The organism is Streptococcus mitis, assembly GCF_000722765.2.
Lineage (GTDB): Bacteria > Bacillota > Bacilli > Lactobacillales > Streptococcaceae > Streptococcus > Streptococcus mitis_AQ.
In genome coordinates, this window is the sequence record NZ_CP028415.1 from 924,088 (window position 1) to 941,215 (window position 17,128).

Consider the following 17,128-nt stretch of genomic DNA (forward strand, 5'->3'; position numbering starts at 1 on the left):
ACAGAGGAGGTTTCTTTTCGTTAAAAGTAAATGAAAACCGACAACCATTGCTCATCTGTGCTTAGTTTCATCTCTGCACCGAGACGATGACATAATTCCTCAGTGATATAAAGGCCTAAACCAGAGGATTCTTCGGTGTCTGATAGATTTTCAGAATAAAAACGGTTGCTGAGATTTTCTATTTTTTTGATGGGCTGTTTAACAAGGTTTGAAATCTCTAAGACAAGCTGTTCCTTTTCCTTTCTCAAAGATAGACGCGCTTCTTCCTTGCCATGTTTGAGGACATTCCCAAGCAAATTTTGTAAAATTCGATCCAGCAAGTCTTCATCAGTCCTCATTGTTAAACCAGCTTCAACCTTAAAATCAAGCGTGATATTTGCCGCCTGAAAAACATCATAATAAGCCAAAGTCTTCTTTGTGATAAAAGCTGAAAGATCCACTTCTTCCAGTTTCGGTTTGACAGCTCCTTCCATCAAACGACGATATTCTAGGAGAGCCTCCAAACGTTTGGAAACTAAATCAAGATGCTGGGCTATTTTTTGTAAGGTTTCTGCTTTGTCTTCAGGAGACTTTATCAATTGTTGGGTGTAACCTGAAGCGATAGTCAAAGGTGTCCGAATATCGTGGGCGATATTGCTGATGGCCATATCCAGAGTCTGTTTTTCCCTTTTCATAACCAACCGAGATTGTTCCACTTCCTGAAATAGATTCTCAATCTGCTGGTAGAGTTGTAAAAAATGTTTGGAAAAAATGCTGACTCCGACTCTTTTCATACTACCCGTGAGAATCTTGTCTTCAATCTGTTGACTCAAGTTTTTAAGTGCTATATGGTAGCGAATCAAAAAAATAGATAAAATAGTTAGGAGTATCAGAAGGACAAAGATTATCATGTAGGTCATTGCTTGTCTCCTTTTAATCTTACCCCAACTCCCCAAATGGTTTCAATATATTCTTGATTTGGGTCAAGCTGGTTTAATTTTTTACGAAGATTACTCAAATGCGTATTGAGAGTATTATCTCCAGGTAGGTAGCTATCCTCCCAGACTAATTCATAAAGTTCTTCCTTGGTGAAAATTTTCTTAGGGTGTTTAAGGAGAGTTTGGAGAATCAAACATTCTTTCTTGGCAAGGCGAATCGTTTCCTGACTATTTTTGATTTCAAAACTTTCTGCATCAAACTGGATATTTTTCAAGTTTTGTGGCAGATTTTCAGTTTTTTCTATTTCCATAGGCTGTTTTTCTACGCTTTGACGTAATTGAACAGTAACTCTGGCAAAGACTTCATCCAAATCAAAAGGTTTGACTATGTAATCATTGGCACCGTCTAAGAGATATTGACTGATTAACTTTTTATCGCTCAGAGCCGTTAGCATAATGACTGGAATTTGACTTTGTTCCCTGATAGCTTTTAAAACCTGATCTCCATTTTTCCCAGGAAGCATGATATCTAGCAAAACGAGATCAATCCCCCCTTGGTCAAAAAGCATGATTCCTTCTGTACCAGAAAAGGCTTGAATCACCTCATGCTCCTCAGTAAGAAGTGTTCGCAAAATCTCTTGAATGTCACTATTGTCTTCAATAACCAATATCCTAGACATAAATACCAACCTTTCTGCAACTATTATAGCATGTTTTATTGATAAAGCTTAAACAGAAAAGCTCCTCGCATAAAAGTGCGAGAAAGCCTTAGAGGGTTAAAATATAAAATCCACTTACTAGATGACCTAGTATCCCTATAGTTACTAGTGAAAACGAGTCTAGCAGAATGAATCTCTCATTTCTCTCCTACTAGTCCGTAATTCGTTGATACATTTCGGGTCTTCTATCTCGAAACAAGCCCCAGTTTAGGCGTTCGCTTGCTCCCTTATCTAGGTCATAAGTAGCTAACAGAACAGCTTCTTCTTGTCTTTCAGCTCGTTCTAGAATAGCTCCTGTTTCATCCGTCATAAAGGAGGAACCGTAGAAGTCAAGACTGGAACTCTGTCCGCCATTTTCCTCACTTGAAGTGACTTCTTCAAAGCCATAGCGATTGGCTGCAATGACTGGAACAATATTAGCTGCTGCGTGTCCTTGCATGGTACGTTGCCAATGACCACAACTATCCGTATCCAAAATTGGCTCTGAACCGATGGCTGTAGGATAAAAGAGCAATTCAGCACCATTTAACGCAAGACAGCGGGCCGTTTCGGGGAACCATTGATCCCAACAGATACCGATCCCAATCTTGGCATAGCGAGTATCCCAGACCTTGAAACCAGTGTTACCAGGCGTGAAATAAAACTTTTCTTGATAATAATGATCATCTGGTATGTGGGTCTTTCGATAAACACCCAACACCTCACCATCTGCATCAATGACGGCAATAGAGTTATACAAGACATTGCCATCTTTTTCGTAAAAACTGATAGGTAAAACAACCTGTAGTTCCTTAGCAATCACCTTAAAATGCTGAATGGCGGTATTTTCTGTCACCGACTGGGCAGACTGGTAGTAGTCATACTGACGTTCCTGACAAAAGTATGGACGTTCAAATAATTCGGGTAAAAGAATAATTTGCGCGCCTTGTTCTGCAGCCTGACGTACTAAACGCTCTGCTGTTTGAATATTTGTTGCCACATCCTTGGCACATTGCATCTGAATGGCTGCAACTTTTACATTTCTCATCTTTTTCTCCTATTCTGGGATTTGTTGGGTGATACAGTGAATATTGCCGCCACCTAAGAGAATATCTCTGGCTGGAATTCCGACAATTTTACGGTCTGGGAAACACTTACTGAGGATATCTAAAGCAACTTGGTCATTAACATCTTGAAACTGGGGAACAAGGACAGCCTTGTTGGCGATATAAGAGTTTACGTAGGAAGCTGCAAGCCTTTCACCTGCGTATCGTTCTTCTTCACCTTCTTCATAGGTATAGCCAGGTAAATCTTCTTTAGTGACAACCTGACGAATAGCCGGAATTGGAAGTTTATGAATGGTGAAGTGACGACCTTTTGCATCTGTTTCCTTTTCTAAAAGCGCTAAATCAGCTGCTGACATGACATATTGAGGATCACTTTCGTCGTCCGTCCAAGCCAAGACAAGCTCTGCAGGGCCAACAAAGGCAGCAACATTGTCAACGTGTTCATTGGTTTCGTCCTGATAAATACCATAAGGAAGCCAAATAACTTTTTCAGCGCCAAGGCACTCTAATAAGGTATTTTCGATTTCCTCTTTACTTAGATGGGGATTGCGACCAGAACTAAGTAAGCAACTTTCAGTTACGAGAATGGTTCCCTGACCATCGCTGTGGATTGCGCCTCCTTCCAGTACAAAAGGTTTAGCATCATAAACAGGCATTTCCAAGACCTCAGCAAAACGACTGGCTACTTGATTATCATCTTCATAGTCTTGGTAGAGACCATCGACAGCACCACCCCAAGCATTGAAAGACCAATCCACGGCTAATTTCTTGCCTTTATCATTGATAAGAATGGTTGGGCCAGTATCACGCGCCCAGGCGTCATTGGTGGGAATGTCTAAATAAACAACCTTGTCTCCAAGATAGGATTGGGCTTCAGATAGATAGGCTTGCTCCACCAAAAGATAGACTTTTTCACCTTCTGCTATAGTCTTGATAATCTGAGTAAATGCTCTTTTGGCAGCTTTTCCTTGAAAGGGCCATGAACCTGGTCGAGTCGGCCAGATCATGAGGGTAGCATGGTGTGGTTCGTACTCTGCTGGCATACGATAGCCTAATTTTTTGGGACTGTTCATCATGATAATCTCCCTTTAAAATCTTGATAGCCAAAGGATTTGACTAAGCTACAGTCACCCTTCTCGTCCATGAGATAAAGACTTGGTAATCCAATACCGTTAAAGGTATTATTTTTGACAAATGAGTAAATAGCCATGTCTTCAAAATAAAGTCTATCACCGATTTGAACTGGATTTTCAAAGCTATAATCACCAATCACATCGCCTGTTAGACAAGTATTGGAAGAAAGTCTATAGGTATGGGCTTTTTCCTGAGCCTCAAATCCATTTCTCAAAGGTGGACGATAGGGCATCTCAAGTACATCAGGCATATGGCAGGTCGCAGAGGCATCTAAAACCAAGATTTCCATACCGTTTTCGACAATATCCAATACTTCAGTTGCTAGATAACCTGCATTGAGCGCAATGGCTTCACCCGGCTCGATATAGACTTCAAGATTATAAGTTTCTCGGATACGCTTGATCTCAGAAATCAGCAAATCCACATCGTAACCTTCTCTTGTGATGTGGTGTCCGCCCCCCATATTGAGCCATTTGACCTCATGTAAGTACGAACCAAATTGCGCTTCTACTGCTTTCAAAGTTGTCTCTAAATCATCTGCTCCCTGCTCGCAAAGGGTATGAAAATGAAGACCATCTACCAATTCCAGCAAATCACTAGGAATCTTGTCTAGAGTAACTCCGAAGCGAGAACCTGGTGCACAAGGGTCATAGAGCGCGTGATCTCCTTGAGTTGAACATTGAGGGTTAAGGCGCAAACCAACACTGATACCAGCATCTCGACAACGCGGACCATGTTTACGCAACTGTCTCTCTGAGTTAAAGACGATATGGTCCGTTATCTCCATCAATTCCTCCAAGTCTGCATCCTTGAAAGCAGGTGCAAATACATGGACTTCACCAGGAAATTCTTCTCTAGCTAGCTTAGCTTCATAGAGTCCACTGGCTGTCGTACCTGATAGATACTGGCTAATCAAGGGATAGGTTTTGTAGAGGGAGTAAGCCTTCTGGGCAAGCAAAACCTTGCAGCCAGCTTCTTCTTGTACATATTGTAAAATGCGACAGTTAGCTTCTAACTTTGCTAAGTCAATGACGTAAGATGGTGTTGGTACTTGTTCTAGCTTCATTAGTCCACCATTTGTGGATTTTCAACCACAACCCATGGCAAACCATACTCATTCAAAGCTTCCATAAATGGATCTGGATCCAATTCTTCAAGGTTATACACTCCTGCTTGTTTCCAAGTACCATTCATAACCAATTTTGTCCCAATCATGGCTGGAACGCCAGTCGTGTAAGAAATTGCTTGTGAACCAACTTCTGCGTAACATTCCTGATGGTCGCAAACATTGTAGATGTAGATGGTCTTTTCAACGCCATCTTTTACACCTGTAAAGATACATCCAATATTGGTTTTACCTACAGTACGTGGTCCAAGGCTGGCTGGATCTGGAAGCAAGGCTTTTAAGAATTGAATCGGCACGATTTCTTGGCCGTTAAAGTTAATGGTATCTGTACGAAGGAGTCCAACATTTTCAAGACATTTCATGTGCGTCAAGTAAGATTGACCAAAAGTCATAAAGAAACGAATGCGTTTGACACCTGGAATATTTTTCGCCAATGATTCGATTTCTTCGTGGTGAAGGAGATACATGTCTTTTTGTCCAACCTGAGGGAAATCGTACTCACGCTTGATAGACATGGCTTCAACCTCAACCCACTTACCATCTTCCCAGTAAGAACCTGGCGCAGAAACCTCGCGTAGATTGATTTCTGGGTTAAAGTTTGTTGCAAACGGATAACCGTGGTCACCACCATTACAGTCTAAAATGTCGATATAGTGGATTTCATCAAAATAGTGCTTGAGAGCATAGGCTGAAAAGACACTAGTCACACCTGGGTCAAAGCCAGAACCAAGAAGAGCAGTCAAGCCTGCTTCTTTGAATTTCTCTTGATAAGCCCACTGCCATGAGTAGTCAAAGTAGGCTGTAAAACCAAGTTCTTTGCAACGTTTCTCATAGATGGCACGCCATTCAGGGTCTTCTGTATCCTCTGCTTCGTAGTTGGCTGTATCGATATAGTGAACACCTGTTGCCAAACAAGCGTCCATAATTGTTAAATCTTGATAAGGCAGAGCTACGTTCAAAACAGCTTCTGGTTTATAGCTTTCAATCAGGGCAATCACTTCTTCAACCTTGTCAGCATCAAGAGCAGCTGTCTCAATCTTTGTATTTGTTTTGCCTTCCAGTTTAGCCTTCAAGTCATCACATTTTGACTTAGTACGGCTAGCAATCATAATTTCTGTAAATGTTTCGCTATCTTGGCAAATCTTTGAAATAGCAACTTGGGCAACGCCCCCACATCCGATAACTAATAAACGACTCATTTTTTCCTTCCTCTTCTTCTAAAATGTCCTCAACATACTTGGGCAACATAAAGGCACCCACGTGTAAGTTTGCAGTATAGTATTCTGTGAAAAGCTGGCGTTTTTTCCAGCCTTTCTTGTCAAAATCTTTGACAGGGTGGTATTTCTTCGATGCAAATCCAAACAACCAATAACCAGCAGGACTGGTTGGGATATGAGCCTGATAGACCCGACTGATTGGAAAGGCTTGATTGACCTTGCGGTGCATGCTTCGGCAAGCTGACTCATCCTCGTCAAAGAAGGGACTACCATGCTGATAAATCATGATGCCGTCTTCTTTCAAGGCTCTATAACTGTTACCGTAAAATTCCTTGGTAAAGAGCCCTTCTGTATGTCCAAAGGGATCTGTCGCATCGTTGATGATAATATCGTAGTCATCTTCACAGTTTCGTAAAAAACGGAGCCCATTTTGATAGTAAATGGTAACACGAGGGTCATCAAGTCCCGCAGCAAAATCTGGGAAATACTCACGACAGACTTCAACCAACATCTCATCAGGTTCTACAATATCGATTTGTTCCAGCTCAGGATAGAGGGTTAATACTTGAGCAACACCTCCGTCGCCACCCCCAATAACCAAGACTTTCTTGGGATTTGGGTGGACAGCCATGGGAACATGAACGGTCATTTCATTGTAGACAAAATCATCAGCATCTGAGAACAAGACGTGCCCATTTAAAATCAAAATTTTTCCAAAAGCTGGCGTATCCAAGACTTCGATATCCTGCCATTCACTTTTTCCAGCGTAGAGTTGCTTGGCTGTTCTCAGGGACAATTTGACATCTGGAGTATGAACTTCAGAAAACCATAAATCCATCTAGTTCTCCTTTCTCTTAATGACGTTGATGTGATTGACCTCAGGATCTTCTGTCCCTTGGAGGGAGCAACCACGTTCCTTGGCAAATTGGATATAGTCTACAATTTCTCGTGTAATGCGTTCTCCTGGTGCTAGAATTGGAATTCCTGGAGGATAACACATGACAAATTCCCCACAGACTTGTCCAACAGACTCATCCAAGGTTAAACTTTTTCTCTCTGAATAGAAGGCTTCCTGAGGAGATAACACCAACTTGGGTTGGATATATTCTCCAGCTATCAAGTCCTTCCCATCTCGTGAATAGAGTCTCTTGATATCAGCCAAAGCACCGACTAAGCGCTCGATGTCTTGGATGCGGTCACCAATCGAAATATAGGCCAAGATATTGCCAATATCACCAAACTCTATTTGAATATCATATTCGTCTCGCAGGAGGTCATAAACCTCGATACCTGTTAAGCCAATACCCTGAGTGTAAACTGACAACTTGGTTACATCAAAATCACAGACCGACACACCATCTATTAACTCTTTTGAGTAAGCATAGTAACCGCCAATGGCATTGATTTCACGGCGAGCATACTCAGACAGTTCAATGACCTTCTCAAAAGACTCTTTACCACGAAGGGCTAGATTACGACGTGAAATATCCAAACTAGCCATCAGCAAATAAGAGGCGGATGTTGACTGGGTCAGGTTGATAATCTGACGTACGTATTCAGGATTCATCTGCTCCCCGATTAAAAGAAGCGAGCTTTGTGTCAAACTCCCACCAGACTTATGCATGGAAACTGCTGCCATATCAGCACCTGCATCCATAGCAGAAATTGGAAGTTTATCAGTAAAATGTAAGTGTGCTCCGTGGGCCTCATCTACTAAAACCATCATGCCAGCTTCATGAGCCATTTCTGTCAACCTCTTTAGGTCTGAACAGATGCCGTAGTAAGTAGGATTGTTAATCAAAATGGCCTTGGCATCTGGATGGTCCTTTATGGCCTGTGCTACTCGGTCATTTTCAAGACCTAAAGCGATACCAATCTTAGGATCTACACTCATCTCGATATAGATGGGAATGGCACCACATAGAACCAGCGCATTGATGGCAGATTTATGGACATTTCTCGGCAGAATAATCTTATCTCCAGCCTTGCAGGTTGACAGAATCATAGTCTGCACCGATGAAGTTGTTCCACCAATCATGAGAAAGGCATGGGCTGCTCCAAAAGCATCTGCAGCCAGCTCCTCTGCATCCCGAATAATCGAAATGGGGTGACCAAGATTATCCAAGGGTTTCATCGAATTGACATCAATGCCAACACATTTTTCCCCTAACAGTTCCACCAATTCTGGATTTCCTCGTCCACGCTTGTGACCTGGAACATCAAAGGGAACAATCCTTTTCTTGCGTAACTTCACCAAGGCCTCATAAATAGGGGCTTGGTTTTGATCTAACTCTTTCAAGACATACTCCTTTACCATATTTTTAGCGCTTCAAGAAGAAGGCAACTAAAGGTTGACTCATGAAAAAAGAGCAGGATTTCACCTGCTCTGCAATCTTCTGACGTTTTTATGTTTGTTTCTGTTGAGTATGTCTGTTCCCGATGTTTCCTAACTCTCTAGTAGCAAATATTACGTACTTTATTGATCGTTTCACAAGATGACGTGTGCTTTCACCACACTAAAAATTTATGAATTAGGACAAGTGTCCTAACATCAACTTATAAAAGTAGGCTTTTAACCCTATCAATAATGTGGTTTTTCAACCACGCTTCGGCATTCAACCCTGCCTGTCCGTAGGCATTTTTTACTCGGGTTTATATTTGCTAGAAAACATCATCTCATTTTCTAAGCTCCATTACTATATCATGTTTCCAAGAACTTGTAAAGCCTTTTACGAAAAAAATATAAAAAAGTTCGCAAAATAGTTGGATTTTATTTGATTTAATACTCATTATTCTCTTGTAAACGATTATAAAGTGAACAAAAAACGATTATCCTATTTCATTTTAAAATTTTTTATGCTATTCTATACTCTTTACCTTCGGTGTTTGTTCTACTAGAGACAATAACGATGCTTTTACATTATTAAAATCGTGCAACTTTTTTCAGATACTTTTAAAAGATTGATTTCCCTATATTTTTCCTTTATACTGGATAAAAAGGAGGATAGTATGTCAGAAACAAATCACGAAATTGATTCAAATTTTGCAGGTCGTTTAAATATCCTGCGTGCGGGTGTTCTTGGTGCCAATGATGGGATTATTTCCATTGCTGGTGTGGTTATCGGGGTTGCCAGTGCTACAAGCAATATCTGGATTATCTTTTTATCAGGATTTGCAGCTATCTTAGCTGGTGCCTTTTCAATGGCTGGTGGAGAATATGTGTCCGTTTCAACTCAAAAAGATACCGAGGAAGCAGCCGTTGCGCGTGAGCAAGTCTTGCTAGACCAAGATATGGAACTAGCCAAAAAGTCTCTCTATGCTGCCTATATCCAAAATGGAGAATGTGAAACCTCTGCTCAACTCTTGACCAACAAAGCCTTTTTAAATAATCCGCTCAAGGCTTTGGTAGAGGAAAAATATGGGATTGAGTATGAAGAGTTTACCAATCCTTGGCATGCCGCTATCTCTAGCTTTATTTCTTTTTTCCTTGGTAGCTTACCACCCATGCTTTCAATTACCATTTTCCCAAGTGAATACCGCATTCCTGCTACTGTCCTTATCGTCGGTATGGCCCTTCTTCTCACTGGTTACACAAGTGCCAAACTTGGAAAAGCCCCAACTAAAACAGCTATGATTCGTAACCTTGCTATTGGCCTCTTGACCATGGGAGTTACTTTCCTGCTCGGACAACTTTTCAGCATTTAGAACACGAGAAATACCTCGATTTTGAAGTCGAGGTATCTTTTTTTACATTTGCACAATCTTGCGATAGCTTCTTGAAGTAATCATGAAAATCAGCACATAGGCGATGAGGAAGACAGCGCAGATAGACAAGGTCACAGTCAACATCATATTCGTATCTATTACACCAATCACTTTTAAAATCAGACTAAGCATATGGTAGGCAAAGGCTAGGTGTATGAAGGCAAAGAGCAAAGGAAGGAAGAAAACAGTTAAAACCTGTTTGTTAATGGTTTGCTTGATTTGCTTTTGATCTAAACCAACTTTCTGCAAGATAATAAAGCGCTCACGGTCTTCATAGCCTTCAGAAATTTGTTTGTAGTAGATGACCAGAACGGTTCCGACCATAAAGATAATGGATAGGAAAATACCGATAAAGAAGACACCACCAAAGAGGGCACTCATCTGAGCACTAGCATCTGATAGATTACTACCATAAACATAGCTACCTTCCGTGTTTAATTGAGCATTAAATTGATTGAGGTATTTTTCATATTCTTCAGCGACTTTGAGTTGTTCTTCTTCGCTGACATTTACATTCATACCACCGTAAAACTGATTATAGATAGCTGAGTCTGGGAATTGGTCCAAAAAGGCTTGTAAATTAGGTACAACAAGGTAATTGTAATCAGCAGTCAAAATATTAAACTGATTTGGGACATGGTTCACAATGAAATCGTTATTAAATTCTTCTTTGACAGAAAATTGATGATCATTTAGAGTTAGAGCTTTCTGTCCTTTAACTCCCTCATTCTTGGCAAAGAGTCCGACCTCATTTCCTGATAGAGACAGTTTTTGACCAGTCATATTTTCATAATCTTTTTGATCAAATACCATGAAAACTGTTGTGGGTTGGACACGATTTTGTCCTTTTTCAAAAAGTGTTAACTTATTTCCTTCTTGGTTTGCAACACCAAAGTAAGTATAACGAAGCACTTCTTTCTCTTTAATCTTATAACCTTTGTCACTTGCAAACTGGCTCAAGAGTTTGTCCAAGTCTTCTTTTTCAACATTTTGCCCTGAAACCCCAAAATCATGAGGATTTAGAACTTTTTTAAAGCTTTCTGAGGCATTGAAAATACTAGTAGCTGCTGACATGGTAACCAAGACCATTGTTGATAAGATAGCGATAGTTGCTAGTCCAACCGCATTTTTCTTCATACGGAAAATCAAGTTAGACACTGAGATAAGGTTATTTGGTTGGTAATAATATTTCTTGTTTTTCTTTAAGATTTGAAGGAAAACGGTAATTCCTGCATTAAACAATAGATAAGTACCAAAGATAACCAGTAAAACAGCTAGGAAGAAAGTTGTTAAAGCTGTAAGAGGATCTTTTACAGTAAGGGCAAGATAATAGCCAATCCCTAAACTAATCGAACCAAGAATAGTTTGGAGAGGTAGGAAACGACCTTTTTTCTCACCACTAGCTTTCTCACGAGAGAGCTGGAGGGCATTCATACGGGCGATTCGAAGGGCATTCAGGAACATAAGGCCTAGGAAAATCAAACCGAAGACAACAAGTACTGCAATGACAACTTTCATCTGGAAGGTAGCGACCAGCTCAACCTTCAATTTCATCAGTTTGAGTAGGAAAGCGAAAATCAACTTGTCAAACAAGGCTCCAATACCGATACCTGCTCCAACGGTTAGAATCCCAAATAGTACTAACTCCTTAAAGGTCATACTGATCAGGTGACGTTTCTCCAAACCCAACATTCCATAAATCCCCAGTTCCTTGGAACGGTTTTTCATAACAAAACTATTGGCATAAAGGACGATAATGGCTGACGCAAGTGTGACGACAAACATACCAAATCCTAGAGTAGCTTGGATGGTTTCCCCTCCACGAATTTCTGCAATCTTGGGATTGAAGGTTAGGGAGTAAAAGAGATAGGTGACAGTGACTGCCAAGAGAACAGCCAGCGCAAAAGGATAGTAGAGTTTGCGGTTTTTAATCAAGTTCGATACCGCTAACTTATTGGTTAATCGAAACATACTAATTCACCTCGCTTGCCATGACAGTCAAGGTATCAGAGATTTCTTGGAACATCTGACGTTCTGTCTTCTCTCCACGGTAGATTTGGTTGTAAAGAATGCCGTCTTTGATAAAGAGTACACGTTTAGCTCTGCTGGCTGCTGCTGTGGAGTGGGTTACCATGAGAATGGTTTGGCCGCGCTCATTGATTTCATCAAAGACATCAAGTAAGGCTGCAGAGGACTTGGAATCAAGGGCTCCTGTTGGCTCGTCCGCAAGGAGTATTTCAGGTTCTGTGATGATGGCACGTGCTACTGCTACACGCTGTTTCTGACCACCAGAAATCTCGTAAGGGTACTTCTCTTGTAATTGGTTGATGCCTAGATTCTCAGCTGTCACCACCAATTTCTTCATCATCTCTGTAATAGGTCTTCTTGACAAGACAAGCGGAAGCAAGATGTTGTCCTTAACAGACAGAGTATCTAGCAAGTTAAAGTCTTGGAAGACAAATCCCAGCTTTTCACGACGGAAGCTAGAAGCCTGTGAATTTTTAATGGTTGCAGTGTCAGTTCCATTCAAGTAAACCTGTCCACGACTTGGTTTGTCCAGCATAGCTAGGATATTGAGAAGAGTGGATTTACCAGAACCAGACTCACCCATGATGGCAACGTAGTCACCTTTTTCGACGGTAAAGTGAATATCCTTGAGGGCTTCTACTTGGTTGCCCTGAAAACGAGTTTTGTAAATTTTTTGAACGTGTTTTACATCTAAAAGTGTCATGAGAATCTCCTTTCTTAATATCCCATCAAATGAAATGTTGCTTGCATCATAGCGCATCCCAGCTGAACGCGCTCGATATCTTTGTGGCTTGGTTTTCTTGTTTTCTTCTGTAAGATTTGTTTCATGATGTTACTCCTTTGTTCTTTATGAGTCTAGTTTACATCAAAAAAAGACCGCTTGCCATAACCTAACCTTACAAAAGAGACTTTAATCTTACATTTTTGTAAGATTGGGGGAAATGTAAGCAAAATTACTTAGAAAATTATTTGATTTCCTATTTTTAAAATTGTAAAATATAAGTATGAAAAGGCTTACTTTGGAAAGGAGGAAGCGGGAACTAACATTTGAGTAAGCTTACCTAGGGTAACACACTATTAAATTGAACACTTACAAATCGTACTACCTATAAGGAAAGAAGGTGCGCTTTAATGAAACATAAAGAACATATACTCATCGGAATTCTCTATCTCCTCTCTCCATTCATCGGTCAGCTCTTAGTTGAAAAAACATACTTTATCGGTACAGAATTTACAGCTACTGCTTATGCTATTTGCTGGCTATCAGTTGTTATCAGTATCCATCATTTATCAAAAAATGTATTGTCTCAGCATGAAAAATCAGATTAGAAATCTAAGTTCAAAATAATATTTTTAGTTTACAGATGAGACTGGCGAAATATTATTAAAAGTAAAAAAGCTTTAAATCAAGCAGTTTAGACTATTGATTTAAAGCTTTTTGCTTATTCCAAATCTTCTGTAGAATCTCACCAAAACCAGCCTTCATTGTCGTCAATGGCTTGGGCTTCTTTGCGTTTTCGTGGGCCTGTTCCGTACATTTCTGCTTCGATTTCTTCCTTGGTAGGCATGATAGAAGCTAGGATGATATAGATAATCACGCCAAGTCCAAAGTTTGCAACTGTAAAAATGGCAAACAGAAAACGAACAAGGGTAACATCAAAGTTCCACTTGTCTGACAGACCTGCCAGAACTCCTGAAATCATACGATTTCGTCTCATTTTATAAAATTTACTGTTCATGATATTTCCTCTTTCTGCTAGGTTAGACATAGTATATCACGGGTAGGCTCGGCTTTCATCAGTCCTCAGGCTGATTTATTAGTAGCAATTTACCTCGACAAAGTCCACAGCGATAGCGTTTGGTATCAATCCTTCGCTTGCGCTGATACCTTTGCTGGCAGGATTGACAACGATAAAGCTTGAGTGGTTTGGAGTTGCTATTGGGCAAGGATGGTACAAAGCGTAATCCATCCACTGCTTTCAAAAGTTCCTTAAAATCCCGATCCTTGTGTTGATAGCCCTTCCCTTGAAAATAGAGGTGATAATGACAGAGTTCATGTCGGACAATTTTCCTAAAAACGTCCAACCCCAGTTCCTGATAAACCTTAGGATTAAAATCCAAATGCCCATCTTTGGGGAAAAATCGTCCACCTGTCGAACGTAGACGAGAATTCCACTGAACATGATGGATAAAAGGTCTGCCGAAGTCTTCTAGTGAAACCTGCTTAACGTAATCAGTCAGTTTCATTTGGAGCTAGGAGCGACAGATTGACTTTTTCACGTTCAGTATCAATTTTCTTAACCCAAACGGTCACCAAATCTCCGACTGACACTACTTGGCTGGGATGTTTAATAAATTTACGACTCATGTGGGAAATATGAATCAGACCGTCCTCATGAATCCCAATGTCGACGAAGGCTCCAAAGTCAACGACGTTACGCACAACACCTTCTAGCTTCTGACCTACCAGTAGGTCTTTGATATCTAGGACATCTTGGCGAAGCACAGGTGCATCAAAGGAATCACGGAAATCTCGACCTGGTTTGAGAAGATCTGCAATGATATCTTTAAGAGTTTCTGGACCAAGATTCAGTTCTTGCGCCATTTCCTTGACTGAAAGCGACTTGAGTTTGCCTTGGGCTTCTTCGTTTAGGTCTTTAATATCTAAACGTTTGAAGAGCTCCTTAACAGCAGAGTAATTTTCTGGGTGAACTCCTGTATTATCAAGGATATTGCTACTTTCAGGGATACGAAGGAAACCAGCTGCCTGTTCAAAGGCCTTGGCCCCCAGACGAGGAACTTTCTTGATTTGAGCGCGTGAAGTGATTTTTCCTTCTTCTTCGCGGTATTTGACAATATTTTCAGAGATAGTTTTGTTGAGTCCAGCTACGTGTGAAAGAAGAGCAGGACTGGCTGTATTAACATTGACACCGACTTGGTTCACCACGGTATCCACGACAAAGTCCAGACTCTCAGACAATTTCTTCTGGCTGACATCGTGCTGATACTGACCGACACCAATTGACTTAGGATCGATTTTGACCAATTCTGCAAGCGGATCTTGCAAACGACGGGCGATAGAAATGGCAGAGCGTTTTTCAACGGTCAAGTCTGGGAACTCCTGACGAGCAAGTTCGCTGGCAGAGTAGACCGAAGCACCACTTTCATTGACAATGACATAGCTGACTTCAGGAAAATCTTTAAGAACTTCCGCCACAAAGGCTTCACTTTCACGACTGGCCGTTCCATTTCCGATGGCAATAATCTCTACACCGTATTGACCAATCAAGTCTGCCAAATCTTTCTTGGCTTCTTCGATTTGACGAGCTGATGCTGGTTTGACAGGATAAATGACCTGAGTTGTCAGCATTTTTCCTGTTGCATCAACGACAGCTAGCTTGGCACCTGTACGAAAGGCTGGGTCAAACCCAAGAACCACGCGCCCTTTCAGTGGAGCAACCAAGAGGAGATTGCGTAGGTTGTCAGAAAAGAGTTGGATAGCTCCTTCTTCTGCTTTCTCAGTTAGTTCTGTCCGAATACGACGCTCGATAGCAGGCAAGACTTTTTTCTTAACTGACTGTTGAACAACTTCATCTATATAGGCGTTTTTCACCTTGAAACGAGTTGCAAAGAAAGCTAGAATGCGGTCTATTGCATGTTCAAAACCGACCTTCAAGACACCTAGCTTTTCCCCACGATTGAGGGCCAATGTACGATAACCCTGCATATTTTCAACCGTCTCTGAAAAATCATAATAAATCTGAAAAACCTGCTTTTCATCAAGACTTTCATCCTTGACTTGAGAAGTGAGTTTAGAGTGTCTCAACACCTCCTGATAAGTTAGAGCGCGTAAATTGACATCCTCCGATAAGGCTTCGACCAAGATATCAACTGCACCAGCCAAAGCCTCCTTACCAGTCGCAAATCCTTCACAGACGAACTTTTCAGCTTCCTTCTCTAAGCCAGCTACATTCTGCAAAATCAAGCGAGCAAGTGGGAAGAGTCCGGCTTCACGGGCAATAGTTGCCTTGGTCCGACGCTTTTCCTTGTATGGAAGATAAAGTTCTTCTACTTCTGCTAGTTTTTCGGCTGCTAAGATAGCTTCTTCCAACTCCTTTGTCAACTTGCCTTGTTCTTGAATCTTAGCCAAGACAGCTTCCTTACGGTCGTTGAGATTTGTCAGACTTTTATCCAAGTCGATAATGGCCTTAATCGTCACCTCATCCAGACTACCAGTCATGTCCTTGCGATAACGCGCGATAAAGGGAATAGTCGCCCCTTCAGCTGTCAAACTTAGAACGGTATCAATTTGCTTTAAAGTCACTCCCAAATCTTGGGAGATTTTTTCATATTTTTTATCCATGAATCTATTATACCATAAGCTAATAGTATTCAAATTATCTCTTACAATTTTAAAACATAGGTTGGGAAATAAATTTACTTCATTTCAATATTCTATTCATTCAGAAGGTTGCAATTTAATTCTAATAGTTTACAAAAGGACTAGTGATTAATTTCACTGTTTTTATTTTTTACAAAACGCTTTATAAAGCTATTTGTTGAAGTTAACGAATCAATTTTCAGAGCAAATAAAAAACCGCAAGCCTGAGCCTGCGGTGAGTGTAATCTATTTTGAAATTTCAAATAAAAAAGGAGCATTTAAGCCCCTCCTTTGAAATAACGGACACTTGGCTGGTCGGTGTACCCAGCATCTCAGATACCTTTTTCAAGGTGCGGCAGGAACCTTTCTGCCCTCAAATGTCTTTCGTTAATGTTATTCTAGCACTATCTACTTTTTTTGTCAAGTTTTCTCAATCTACCCAGACTTAATACGACTTTGTAACTTGAAATCTTGTAAGCGATACATGGTCGGAACATAAAAGAAATCTCCACTTTTATGTAACTTGATGGCAACAAGAACATTATCATCAAATCTTTTAACATATTCAAAACTAGCATCTTTCTCTCGTGGATTGACCCCAACGAAATCTGGATTACTTAGTATAAGTTCCAGATCTTCGATATGATGAATCACATCATTATGATACCGTTTCAGCATATGACTTCTTAAACCTTCTTTGTTAACTTTGATATCACTAGCTTCAAGAACAATATTAAAAATTTCTTTTATTTCGTCAGTAACCTAACCGATCTTTTTTTGTTCCATCGTTTCCTC

16 protein-coding genes are annotated in these 17,128 nt (G+C 40.6%); 2 read left to right on the forward strand and 14 right to left on the reverse strand.

Going from position 1 to position 17,128, the window contains the following annotated elements; translation table 11 throughout:
• Positions 1-20 precede the first annotated feature (20 nt).
• The 8 genes from SK637_RS04880 to SK637_RS04915 all read right to left on the reverse strand — a co-directional run bounded on the left by SK637_RS04880 (position 21) and on the right by SK637_RS04915 (position 8,458).
• On the reverse strand, positions 21-899 hold the full coding sequence (locus SK637_RS04880; RefSeq protein ID WP_033688789.1) for a sensor histidine kinase: 879 nt from the start codon (positions 897-899) through the stop codon (positions 21-23).
• A complete protein-coding gene (locus tag SK637_RS04885; protein WP_033688790.1) occupies positions 896-1,597 on the reverse strand; it encodes a response regulator transcription factor in 702 nt (233 codons plus the stop codon). The genes SK637_RS04880 and SK637_RS04885 overlap by 4 nt, the downstream gene beginning before the upstream one ends.
• A 190-nt stretch (positions 1,598-1,787) precedes the next feature.
• A complete protein-coding gene (gene aguB, locus SK637_RS04890) occupies positions 1,788-2,663 on the reverse strand; it encodes an N-carbamoylputrescine amidase (RefSeq protein ID WP_033688791.1) in 876 nt (291 codons plus the stop codon).
• 9 nt (positions 2,664-2,672) lie between these two features.
• Complete coding sequence (gene aguA, locus SK637_RS04895) at positions 2,673-3,758, reverse strand: agmatine deiminase (protein ID WP_033688792.1); 1,086 nt, start codon at positions 3,756-3,758, stop codon at positions 2,673-2,675.
• Positions 3,755-4,882 (reverse strand): carboxynorspermidine decarboxylase, encoded by a 1,128-nt coding sequence (nspC, locus tag SK637_RS04900; protein ID WP_033688793.1) that lies wholly within the window; start codon positions 4,880-4,882, stop codon positions 3,755-3,757. Before nspC ends, aguA begins: the two co-directional genes overlap by 4 nt.
• Entirely contained in the window at positions 4,882-6,141 is a 1,260-nt protein-coding gene (locus SK637_RS04905; RefSeq protein ID WP_033688794.1) for a saccharopine dehydrogenase family protein, read from the reverse strand. Before SK637_RS04905 ends, nspC begins: the two co-directional genes overlap by 1 nt.
• The gene (gene speE, locus SK637_RS04910; RefSeq protein WP_033688795.1) at positions 6,071-6,997 is read right to left on the reverse strand and encodes a polyamine aminopropyltransferase; all 927 of its coding nucleotides are present in this window, start codon (positions 6,995-6,997) and stop codon (positions 6,071-6,073) included. The genes SK637_RS04905 and speE overlap by 71 nt, the downstream gene beginning before the upstream one ends.
• On the reverse strand, positions 6,998-8,458 hold the full coding sequence (locus SK637_RS04915; RefSeq protein ID WP_033688796.1) for an aminotransferase class I/II-fold pyridoxal phosphate-dependent enzyme: 1,461 nt from the start codon (positions 8,456-8,458) through the stop codon (positions 6,998-7,000).
• A 710-nt stretch (positions 8,459-9,168) separates the two neighbouring features.
• Between SK637_RS04915 and SK637_RS04920 the strand changes: the two genes are divergently transcribed.
• On the forward strand, positions 9,169-9,864 hold the full coding sequence (locus SK637_RS04920; RefSeq protein ID WP_033688797.1) for a VIT1/CCC1 transporter family protein: 696 nt from the start codon (positions 9,169-9,171) through the stop codon (positions 9,862-9,864).
• A 42-nt stretch (positions 9,865-9,906) separates the two neighbouring features.
• Here SK637_RS04920 and SK637_RS04925 read toward each other — a convergent pair whose 3' ends face one another.
• Positions 9,907-11,895, reverse strand: coding sequence for an ABC transporter permease (locus SK637_RS04925; RefSeq protein WP_033688798.1), 1,989 nt, complete (start codon positions 11,893-11,895; stop codon positions 9,907-9,909).
• Between the two features lies 1 nt (position 11,896).
• Entirely contained in the window at positions 11,897-12,655 is a 759-nt protein-coding gene (locus SK637_RS04930) for an ABC transporter ATP-binding protein (RefSeq protein ID WP_000173358.1), read from the reverse strand.
• 428 nt (positions 12,656-13,083) lie between these two features.
• Between SK637_RS04930 and SK637_RS04935 the strand changes: the two genes are divergently transcribed.
• A complete protein-coding gene (locus SK637_RS04935) occupies positions 13,084-13,281 on the forward strand; it encodes a hypothetical protein (protein WP_033688799.1) in 198 nt (65 codons plus the stop codon).
• 137 nt (positions 13,282-13,418) lie between these two features.
• Here SK637_RS04935 and SK637_RS04940 read toward each other — a convergent pair whose 3' ends face one another.
• The 4 genes from SK637_RS04940 to SK637_RS04955 form a co-directional block, all read right to left on the reverse strand.
• On the reverse strand, positions 13,419-13,691 hold the full coding sequence (locus SK637_RS04940) for a PspC domain-containing protein (protein ID WP_001085044.1): 273 nt from the start codon (positions 13,689-13,691) through the stop codon (positions 13,419-13,421).
• 58 nt (positions 13,692-13,749) lie between these two features.
• The gene (locus SK637_RS04945; RefSeq protein ID WP_033688800.1) at positions 13,750-14,199 is read right to left on the reverse strand and encodes a SprT family protein; all 450 of its coding nucleotides are present in this window, start codon (positions 14,197-14,199) and stop codon (positions 13,750-13,752) included.
• Complete coding sequence (locus SK637_RS04950; RefSeq protein WP_033688801.1) at positions 14,186-16,315, reverse strand: Tex family protein; 2,130 nt, start codon at positions 16,313-16,315, stop codon at positions 14,186-14,188. The genes SK637_RS04945 and SK637_RS04950 overlap by 14 nt, the downstream gene beginning before the upstream one ends.
• Positions 16,316-16,768: 453 nt before the next feature.
• Positions 16,769-17,083 (reverse strand): PBECR3 domain-containing polyvalent protein, encoded by a 315-nt coding sequence (locus SK637_RS04955; protein ID WP_349289770.1) that lies wholly within the window; start codon positions 17,081-17,083, stop codon positions 16,769-16,771.
• Between the last annotated feature and the right edge of the window lie 45 nt (positions 17,084-17,128).